1 protein-coding gene is annotated in these 299 nt (G+C 31.4%); it reads left to right on the forward strand.

Going from position 1 to position 299, the window contains the following annotated elements; genetic code table 11:
- Positions 1 to 189: 189 nt before the first annotated feature.
- Positions 190 to 299 (forward strand): BC1881 family protein (locus AC0IXC_RS29170; protein WP_471653717.1); only part of this gene is annotated, 110 nt, incomplete at its 3' end.

Raw genomic sequence — 299 nt, forward strand, 5'->3', positions numbered from 1 at the left:
CTATCTTTAAGAATTTCTTACATCTACTGAGACAGTGAATAGTAATTGTTTATCTTCTTTACGTAAAATTGATAAGCGAACTGGTAACACCATATGGTTAACTACAAAAAATGGTTTCCAGACCAGGAAACCACTTTTAATTTTATTTACATAACAATAGTAAATTAAGCAGTAAGAAGGAGTGCACACATGAAAAAAATGTTAACCAAAGAATTAAGTAAAGAATTAAAGAAGCGGGAAGGGGTCATTTCTATTACAGTTGAGCCTTATGAAAAAATCGAAGTTGGTGGAATTCGTGT

The sequence above is a fragment of the Bacillus sp. AC266 genome, from assembly GCF_979253805.1.